We start from the raw sequence: 9,349 nt of genomic DNA on the forward strand, positions 1-9,349 counted from the left end.
AGCGCACATTGCCGAGGAAGTCGATCAGCACCAGCTCGGCGCTGCGGCGGCCGATCTTGAGGCCGATGAAGAAGGCGCCTTCCGGGTTGAGCGCCATGGGAATGGAGGGCTGGCCGATCCTGCCGCGCAGCGGTGCCTGGCGCACCAGCAGCCTGTCGTCCTCCAGCTCGCGCATGATGACCGAAACGGTCTGCGCCGAAAGCCCGGTCATGCGCGCTATGTCGGATTTGGCGAGGCTGCCATGCTGGCGCACCAACGACAGCACAAGCCGCTCATTGTGGTCGCGCATGCCGCTCTGGTTGGTGCCGCGGTGCAGGCGGCTCTCTGCCGCCTCGGGCGAACCGTGCCTCGCAATGCCGGTCTCCACCCTGTTTCCTCCGTCGTTTCCCCTCAATGCTTTTCGTGCAGAATGAGTGAACGACGCAAGGCTGTCAATAATAAATAAGAGTGATTTAATTATTGACAGCCGTCTCGGACTGGTGTCTTTTGAAGGGGCGTCCACGCTGGGAGAAATGGTTGGATGCGCTTGAGACGCCGGGTGGCCCGGCGTCCGCAATGGTTCCACTGGGAGGAAAATCGTGACCAAGAAAGCACTGCTGAAGTCCACCGTGTTTGCGGCCGCCGGGTTGGGCCTGATGGCGTTCGCCTCGACGGCATCGGCCGCCGGCGTCGGCGCCTGCCTGATCACCAAGACTGACACCAATCCCTTCTTCGTCAAGATGAAGGAGGGTGCGACCGCCAAGGCCAAGGAACTCGGCGTCGATCTCAAGACCTATGCCGGCAAGATCGACGGTGACAGCGAGAGCCAGGTGGCGGCGATCGAAAGCTGCATCGCCGACGGCGCCAAGGGTATCCTGATCACCGCGTCCGACACCAAGGGCATCGTCCCGACGGTGAAGAAGGCGCGTGACGCCGGCCTGCTGGTGATCGCGCTTGACACACCGCTCGATCCGATCGACGCGGCCGACGCGACCTTCGCCACGGACAACCTCGAAGCCGGCAAGCTGATCGGCGCCTGGGCCGCCGCGACGCTCGGCGACAAGGCCAAGGACGCCAAGATCGGCTTCCTCGACCTGACCCCGTCGCAGCCGACCGTGGACGTGCTGCGCGACCAGGGCTTCATGATGGGCTACGGCATCGACGTGAAAGACCCCAACAAGATCGGCGATGAGGACGATCCGCGCATCGTCGGCCATGACGTGACCAACGGCAATGAAGAGGGTGGCCGCAAGGCGATGGAGAACCTTCTGCAGAAGGACAACACCATCAACGTCATCCACACCATCAACGAGCCGGCCGCCGTCGGCGCCTACCAGGCGCTCAAGGCAGTAGGCCTCGAGAAGCAGGTGCTGATCGTCTCGGTCGACGGCGGCTGCCCCGGCGTCAAGTCGGTCACCGAAGGCGTCATCGGCGCCACTTCGCAGCAATATCCGCTGCAGATGGCCGCGCTCGGTATCGAGGCGATCGCCGCTTTCGCCAAGGACGGCACCAAGCCGAAGCCGACCGAAGGCAAGAACTTCTTCGACACCGGCGTCAACCTCGTCACCGACAAGCCGGCCAACGGCGTCAAGTCGATCGACACCAAGGAAGGCCTCGACAAGTGCTGGGGCTGATGCTGGGCTGACCGGCACACAAACCTTGCGGCTGGGGCTTGATCCCCGGCCGCATCGGGTGGACGATGCGCTTTCGTTGGCGCTGACAATCCAGGCGACAGACCGGAATGCGTGAACGGGACGGGGAGCCGTGAGAAGCTCCGCGCAGACGGGAGGAGATATGTCTCAGATTCAGGAATTCGAGAAGGTTCTCTCGAGCAGCGACACCAGCGTCGCCGCCTTCGATGAGCACGGCAAGTCATTAGTCAAGCGCGCCCAGCATTTCCTGCACTCCACGCCGGCCGCCGTGCCGCTGATCGTGCTGGTCTTGTCGATCATCATCTTCGGTATCGCCATCGGCGGACGGTTCTTCTCGTCCTACACACTGACGCTGATCCTGCAGCAGATCGCCATCGTCGGCATTCTCGGCGCCGCCCAGACGCTGGTCATCCTGACCGCCGGCATCGATCTGTCGATCGGCGTGATCATGGTGATTTCGGCCGTCATCATGGGCAATTGCGCCATCACCTACGGTATGCCGACCATTCTCGCGGTGGTGGTAGGCCTTGCTGCAGGTGGCGCCTGCGGGCTGCTCAACGGCCTGCTGGTCGCCTACATGAAGCTGCCGCCGTTCATCGTCACGCTCGGCACCTGGAACATCGTCATGGCCACGAATTTCATCTATTCGGCCAACGAGACGATCCGCGACGCCGATGTCGATGCGCAGGCGCCGCTTCTGCACCTGTTCGCGATGAGCTTCAGGGTCGGCTCCGCCGTGCTGACAGCCGGCGTCATTGCCACGGTCGTGCTGGTGGCGGTGCTGTGGTATGTGCTCAACCACACCGCCTGGGGACGCCACGTCTACGCCGTTGGCGACGACCCCGAGGCGGCGAAGCTGTCGGGCATCCAGACCAAGAAGGTGTTGATCGCCGTCTATACGCTCGCCGGCCTGATCGCCGCTTTCGCGGCTTGGGTCTCGATCGGCCGCAACGGTTCGATCTCACCGTCGGCCGCCGTCACCGACTACAATCTGCAGGCCATTACCGCGACCGTGATCGGCGGCATCTCGCTCTTTGGCGGCCGCGGCTCGATCCTCGGCACGCTGTTCGGCGCCATGATCGTCGGCGTCGTCTCGATGGGCCTCAACATGCTGGGCGCCGATCCGCAATGGAAGGTGCTGCTCACCGGCGTGCTGATCATCGGCGCCGTCGCGATCGACCAGTGGATCAGAAAGGTTTCGGTGTAGTCATGACCCAGCAGCCTGTCCTCACCGCGCGCGGTCTCACCAAGCGCTATGGCCGCGTCACAGCGCTCAACAACTGCGACTTCGATCTCTACCCGGGAGAAATCCTGGCGGTGATCGGCGACAACGGCGCCGGCAAGTCGACGCTGATCAAGGCGATCTCCGGCGCGGTGCACCCCGACGAAGGGACCATCGAGCTGGACGGCAAACAGGTTCTGTTCAAGTCACCTATCGAGGCCCGCGAAGCCGGCATCGAGACCGTCTACCAGAACCTGGCCTTGTCGCCGGCGCTGTCGATCGCCGACAACATGTTCCTCGGCCGCGAGATCCGCAAGCCCGGCCCGCTCGGCAGCTGGCTTCGCATGCTCGACCGTCCGGCGATGGAAAAGCGCGCCCGCGACAAGCTCACCGAACTCGGCCTGATGACCATCCAGAACATCAGCCAGGCGGTGGAAACGCTGTCCGGCGGCCAGCGCCAGGGCGTGGCGGTGGCGCGTGCCGCCGCCTTCGGCTCGAAAGTGGTGATCATGGATGAACCGACCGCGGCGCTCGGCGTCAAGGAAAGCCGCCGAGTGCTGGAGCTGATCCTCGACGTCAAGAAGCGCGGCCTGCCGATCGTGCTCATCTCGCACAACATGCCGCATGTCTTCGAGGTGGCCGACCGCATCCACATCCACCGGCTTGGACGACGCCTCTGCGTCGTCGATCCGAAGCAGATTTCCATGTCGGATGCGGTCGCGTTGATGACCGGCGCGAAGAAGCCGCCGGAGGACGCGCTGGCCGCCTGATCCGCCTCGTCGGGTAAATTGCCGCAGATGAATCGGTTGCCTATCGACCTAAATCGATTGAATATATGCTGCAATGCACTAGGGTAGGGTGGGAGGAACCGTGAAAGCCGGTATGATCATGGCAACCGCACGAGAGGCGACATGACAAACGCGATGACGACCGAAGCTCCCATCCTGGAAATCCCCGACCCCAAGACGCTCGCCGACGAAGTCTTGCTGGCCCTCAAATACAGGGTCGGTAAGGGCACCAACGTCGCCACCCAGTACGACTGGCTCACCGCATCGATCAAGGTCGTGCGCGACCGCGTCGTCGATCAGTGGATGCAGGCCACCCAGGAGGCCTACGCCCAGCAGGAGAAGCGCGTCTACTATCTGTCGCTGGAATTCCTCATCGGCCGCCTGATGCGCGACGCCTTCTCCAATCTCGGCCTGATGGACAACATGCGCGAGGCGCTGCGCTCGCTCGGCGTCGACCTCGACCTCATCGCCGGGCTCGAACCCGATGCCGCGCTCGGCAATGGCGGCCTCGGCCGGCTTGCCGCCTGCTTCATGGAGAGCATGGCAACCGTCGGCATTCCGGCGCACGGCTATGGCATCCGCTATGCCAACGGCATGTTCCGCCAGGAGATCCATGACGGCTGGCAGGTCGAGCTGCCGGAAACCTGGCTCGATCATGGCAATCCCTGGGAGTTCGAGCGGCGCGAGCGCTCCTTCGAGGTCGGCTTCGGCGGCTCGGTGGAATCGATCACCTCCAAGGACGGAAGGCTCGAGCGCCACGTCTGGAAGCCAACCGAGCATGTGCTGGCCGTCGCCTACGACACGCCGGTCGCCGGCTGGCGAGCCAATCGCGTCAACACGCTGCGGCTGTGGTCCGGCATGCCGATCGATCCAATCCTGCTCGACAAGTTCAATGCCGGCGACCACATCGGCGCGCTGGCCGAAAGCAACAAGGCCGACGCTCTGTCGCGCGTACTCTATCCTGCTGATTCCCACATGGCCGGGCAGGAGCTCAGGCTGCGCCAGGAGTATTTCTTCTCCACCGCCTCGCTGCAGGACATCGTCCAGCGCCATCTCAGCCAATATGGCGACCTGCAGTCGCTGCCGGACAAGGCGGCGATCCATCTCAACGACACCCATCCGGCGATCGCCGTGCCCGAACTGATGCGGCTTCTGATGGATGTCCACGGCATGGATTTCGACCAGGCCTGGGACATCACCAAGCGCACCTTCGGCTACACCAACCACACGCTGCTGCCCGAGGCGCTGGAAAGCTGGCCGGTGCCGCTGTTCGAGCGGCTTTTGCCGCGCCACATGCAGATCGTCTACGCCATCAATGCCGAGGTGCTGCTCGAGGCGCGCGCCACCAACAAGTTCTCGGGCGAGCAGATCAGTCGCATTTCGCTGATCCAGGAGAATGGCGACCGCCGCGTGCGCATGGGCAATCTGGCCTTCGTCGGCTCGCATTCGATCAACGGCGTCTCGGCGCTGCACACCGAGCTGATGAAGGAGACGGTGTTCGCCGACCTCCACAAGCTCTATCCCGACCGCATCAACAACAAGACCAACGGCATCACGCCGCGGCGCTGGCTGATCCAGTGCAATCCCGGCCTCACCGCGCTTGCCCGCGAGGCGATCGGCGACCGCTTCCTGGACGATATCGACGCCATCAAGGGGCTCGACGCCTTTGCCGGCGATGCCTCGTTCCGCGAGAAGTTCGCGGCGGTGAAGCGGGCGAACAAGTCGAGGCTCGCCAACCTGGTCGCCGACCGGCTCGGCATCAAGCTCGACCCCTCGGCGCTGTTCGACATTCAGGTCAAGCGCATCCACGAGTACAAGCGTCAGCTGCTCAACATCCTGGAAGCCGTCGCGCTCTACGACCAGATCCGCTCGCATCCCGAGCGCGACTGGATGCCGCGCGTAAAATTCTTCGGCGGCAAGGCGGCGCCCAGCTACCACAACGCCAAGCTGATCATCAAACTCGCCAACGACGTCGCCAGGGTCATCAACCGCGATCCGGCGGTGCGCGGCCTGCTCAAGGTCGTGTTCGTGCCGAACTACAATGTCAGCCTGGCCGAAGTGCTGATGCCGGCCGCGGACCTTTCCGAGCAGATCTCGACCGCCGGCATGGAAGCCTCCGGCACCGGCAACATGAAGTTCGCGTTGAACGGCGCGCTGACCATCGGCACGCTCGACGGCGCCAATGTCGAGATCAAGGAATGCGTCGGCGACGACAACATCTTCATCTTCGGCCTGACCACCGCCGAGGTCGCCGACCGGCGCAACAACGGCTACAATCCGCGCGCGGTGATCGAAGCCTCGCCGGAACTTTCACAGGCACTCGCCGCCATCTCCTCGGGCGTCTTCTCGCCTGACGATCCGCAGCGCTACCGCGCATTGATCGACGGCCTCTACAACAGCGACTGGTTCATGGTGGCGGCCGACTTCGACACTTACGCGGCCACCCAGCGCGACGTCGATACCGTCTGGCGCAACAGCCCCGACTGGTACGCGCGCGCCATCCGCAACGTCGCCCGCGTCGGCTGGTTCTCTTCCGATCGCACGATCCGCCAATATGCGAAAGAAATCTGGAACGTGCCCGTCTGATATGATTGCATGAGGTCACGAACAACGTGGCCCCTAGTGGAGTGAGTTTGACACTTGCGACCGATCCAGGACCAGTCGGCGATGCAGATGTCGAAGTCAAACCTCCGCTAGTATTTGAGTACGAGTGCCCAGGGAGGGCGACCGCCTGATGAGGAAGCCGCGCGCGACCGCTGCGACGAGCGGGCCGGACGGACTGGCGCCAGCCGGCGATGTCGCGGCGATTGTCGCCGGTACGCATGGCGATCCCTTCGCGGTTCTCGGCGTGCATGAGGCCGGCAAGGGTTTTGTTGCCCGCTGCTTTGTGCCGAACGCCGAGTTCGTCACCGCCTACACGCTGAGCGGCAAGACGGCAGGCGAGCTGTCGCGACGCGACGATGCGGGCTTCTTCGAGGGCAAGCTCACGCTCAGGAAGCGTCAGCCGCTGCGCTATCATGCCAGGAACGCCGGCGGCGACTGGTGGCTGACCGATCCCTATTCCTTCGGTCCGGTGCTCGGCCCGTTGGACGACTACTATATCGCCGAGGGCTCGCATCTCAGGCTCTTCGACAAGCTCGGCGCCCATGTCATCGACCATGAGGGCGCCACCGGCGTGCATTTCGCCGTCTGGGCGCCCAATGCGCGGCGCGTCTCGGTGGTCGGCGCATTCAACGAATGGGACGGGCGCAGGCACACGATGCGCGACCGCCGCGACACCGGCATCTGGGAGCTGTTCATCCCCGATATCGGCGCCGGCCAACCCTACAAGTTCGAGATCATCGCCCCCGACGGCGTGCGGCTGCCGCTTAAGGCCGATCCGTTCGCCTTCGAGTCGGAACTGCGCCCGGCTACCGCGTCGGTGACGGCGCCGCCGAAAGCGCATGAGTGGGGCGACGAGGCGCACCGCACGTTCTGGCGCAATGCCGATCCCAGGCGCGAGGCGATCTCGATCTACGAGGTCCATGCCGGATCATGGCAGCTTCGCGACGACGGCACGTTCCTGAGCTGGGACGAGCTCGCCGCTCGCCTGATCCCCTATGCCGTCGATACGGGCTTCACCCATATCGAGTTCCTGCCGATCTCCGAGCATCCCTACGATCCGTCCTGGGGCTACCAGACCACCGGCCTCTACGCGCCGACCGCCCGCTTCGGCGATCCCGATGGCTTTGCCCGGTTCGTCGACGGTGCGCATCGCGCCGGCGTCGGCGTCATCCTCGACTGGGTGCCGGCGCATTTTCCGGTGGACGAGCATGGCCTCGTGAAGTTCGACGGCACCGCGCTTTACGAGCACGCCGATCCGCGCCAGGGTTTCCACCCGGACTGGAACACCGCGATCTACAATTTCGGCCGCCGCGAGGTGGTATCGTTCCTGGTCAACAACGCGCTGTTCTGGGCCGAGAAATACCATGTCGACGGCCTGCGCGTCGACGCGGTTGCCTCGATGCTCTACCTCGACTATTCCCGCAAGGCCGGCGAGTGGATCCCCAACGAGAAGGGTGGACGCGAGAACCTTGAGGCGGTCGCCTTCCTGCAGAAGATGAACAAGGAGCTCTACGGCCACCATCCCGGCGTGGTGACCATCGCCGAGGAATCGACCTCATGGCCGAAAGTGTCGCGGCCGGTGCATGAGGGCGGGCTGGGCTTCGGCTTCAAGTGGAACATGGGCTTCATGCACGACACGCTGGAGTATTTCTCCAAGGAACCGATCTATCGCAAGCACCACCACAACGACATCACCTTCGGCCTTGTCTACGCCTTCTCCGAGAATTTCGTGCTGCCGCTCTCCCATGACGAGGTCGTGCATGGCAAGGGCACGCTGCTGGGCAAGATGGCCGGCGACGACTGGCAGAAATTCGCCACCTTGCGCGCCTACTACGCCTTCATGTGGGGCTATCCCGGCAAGAAGCTTTTGTTCATGGGCCAGGAATTCGCGCAGCGCCGCGAATGGAGCGAGGCGCGAGCGCTAGACTGGGACTTGCTTGACCACGCTCCGCATCGCGGTATCTGGCAGGTAGTGCGCGACCTCAATTACCTCTACCGCTCGCGTCCGGCGCTGCATGCGCGCGACTGTGAGCCGGACGGCTTTTCCTGGCTGATCGTCGACGACAGCGAGAATTCGGTGTTCGCCTGGCTGCGCAGCGCGCCGGACGGCAATCCGATCGCCGTCATCTCCAATTTCACGCCGGTGCCGCGCGACAATTACCGCGTGCCGCTGCCGAAGGCCGGCAGCTGGCGCGAGATCATCAACACCGACGCCTCGGATTATGGCGGTTCGGGCAAGGGCAATGGCGGCGTGGTCGAGGCCAGGGCGGAAGGAGGAGGCGTATCGGCGACGATGCTTTTGCCGCCGCTGTCGACGATCATGCTCGAATTTGTCCCGGACTGAACGATGCCGCACACTGGTAATTTGGGAGGGTAAAAATGGCAGACTTGAAAAGAACCCAGCCGCTGGCACGCGACGCTATGGCCTATGTGCTGGCCGGCGGGCGCGGCAGCCGTCTCAAGGAATTGACCGACCGGCGCGCCAAGCCCGCGGTCTATTTCGGCGGCAAGACGCGCATCATCGATTTCGCGCTGTCCAATGCGCTGAACTCCGGCATTCGCCGCCTTGGCGTCGCCACCCAGTACAAGGCACATTCGCTGATTCGCCACCTGCAGCGCGGCTGGAACTTCCTGCGCCCAGAGCGAAACGAGAGCTTCGACATCCTGCCGGCCAGCCAGCGCGTCTCGGAGACGCAGTGGTATGAGGGCACGGCGGACGCGGTCTACCAGAACATCGACATCATCGAGGCCTATGGCCCCGAATACATGGTGATCCTGGCCGGCGACCACATCTACAAGATGGACTACGAGCTGATGCTGCGCCAGCATGTCGACGCCAATGCCGACGTCACCGTCGGCTGCCTCGAAGTGCCGCGCATGGAAGCGACCGGTTTCGGCGTCATGCATGTCGATGCCAAGGACACTATCATCTCATTCATCGAAAAGCCCGCCGACCCGCCCGGCATCCCCGACAAGCCGGATTTCGCCCTGGCCTCGATGGGCATCTATGTGTTCAAGACCAAGTTCCTGATGGAGCAGCTGCGCCGTGACGCCGCCGAGCCCGGCTCCAGCCGCGACTTCGGCAAGGACATCATCCCCTATAT

7 protein-coding genes are annotated in these 9,349 nt (G+C 63.8%); 6 read left to right on the plus strand and 1 reads right to left on the minus strand.

Features of this window, described 5'->3' with window-relative positions; genetic code table 11:
• Positions 1–367, minus strand: a 367-nt coding sequence (locus tag EN781_RS16315) for a winged helix-turn-helix domain-containing protein (protein WP_145965521.1), incomplete at its 3' end; no start/stop codon positions are given.
• A gap of 229 nt (positions 368–596) precedes the next feature.
• Here EN781_RS16315 and EN781_RS16320 point away from each other — a divergent pair.
• The 6 genes from EN781_RS16320 to EN781_RS16345 all read left to right on the plus strand — a co-directional run.
• Positions 597–1,613, plus strand: a complete 1,017-nt coding sequence (locus EN781_RS16320; RefSeq protein ID WP_189347617.1) for a sugar ABC transporter substrate-binding protein — start codon at positions 597–599, stop codon at positions 1,611–1,613.
• A 160-nt stretch (positions 1,614–1,773) separates the two neighbouring features.
• A complete protein-coding gene (locus EN781_RS16325; protein ID WP_126055824.1) occupies positions 1,774–2,838 on the plus strand; it encodes an ABC transporter permease in 1,065 nt (354 codons plus the stop codon).
• A 2-nt stretch (positions 2,839–2,840) separates the two neighbouring features.
• The gene (locus EN781_RS16330) at positions 2,841–3,623 is read left to right on the plus strand and encodes an ATP-binding cassette domain-containing protein (protein WP_126055823.1); all 783 of its coding nucleotides are present in this window, start codon (positions 2,841–2,843) and stop codon (positions 3,621–3,623) included.
• A 141-nt stretch (positions 3,624–3,764) separates the two neighbouring features.
• Positions 3,765–6,227, plus strand: a complete 2,463-nt coding sequence (locus tag EN781_RS16335) for a glycogen/starch/alpha-glucan phosphorylase (RefSeq protein ID WP_126055822.1) — start codon at positions 3,765–3,767, stop codon at positions 6,225–6,227.
• A 148-nt stretch (positions 6,228–6,375) separates the two neighbouring features.
• Entirely contained in the window at positions 6,376–8,589 is a 2,214-nt protein-coding gene (glgB, locus tag EN781_RS16340) for a 1,4-alpha-glucan branching protein GlgB (protein WP_126055821.1), read from the plus strand.
• Between the two features lie 35 nt (positions 8,590–8,624).
• The coding region (locus tag EN781_RS16345; RefSeq protein WP_148669368.1) for a sugar phosphate nucleotidyltransferase at positions 8,625–9,349 on the plus strand (725 nt) is incomplete at its 3' end.

The organism is Mesorhizobium sp. M4A.F.Ca.ET.090.04.2.1, from assembly GCF_003999085.1.
GTDB lineage: Bacteria > Pseudomonadota > Alphaproteobacteria > Rhizobiales > Rhizobiaceae > Mesorhizobium.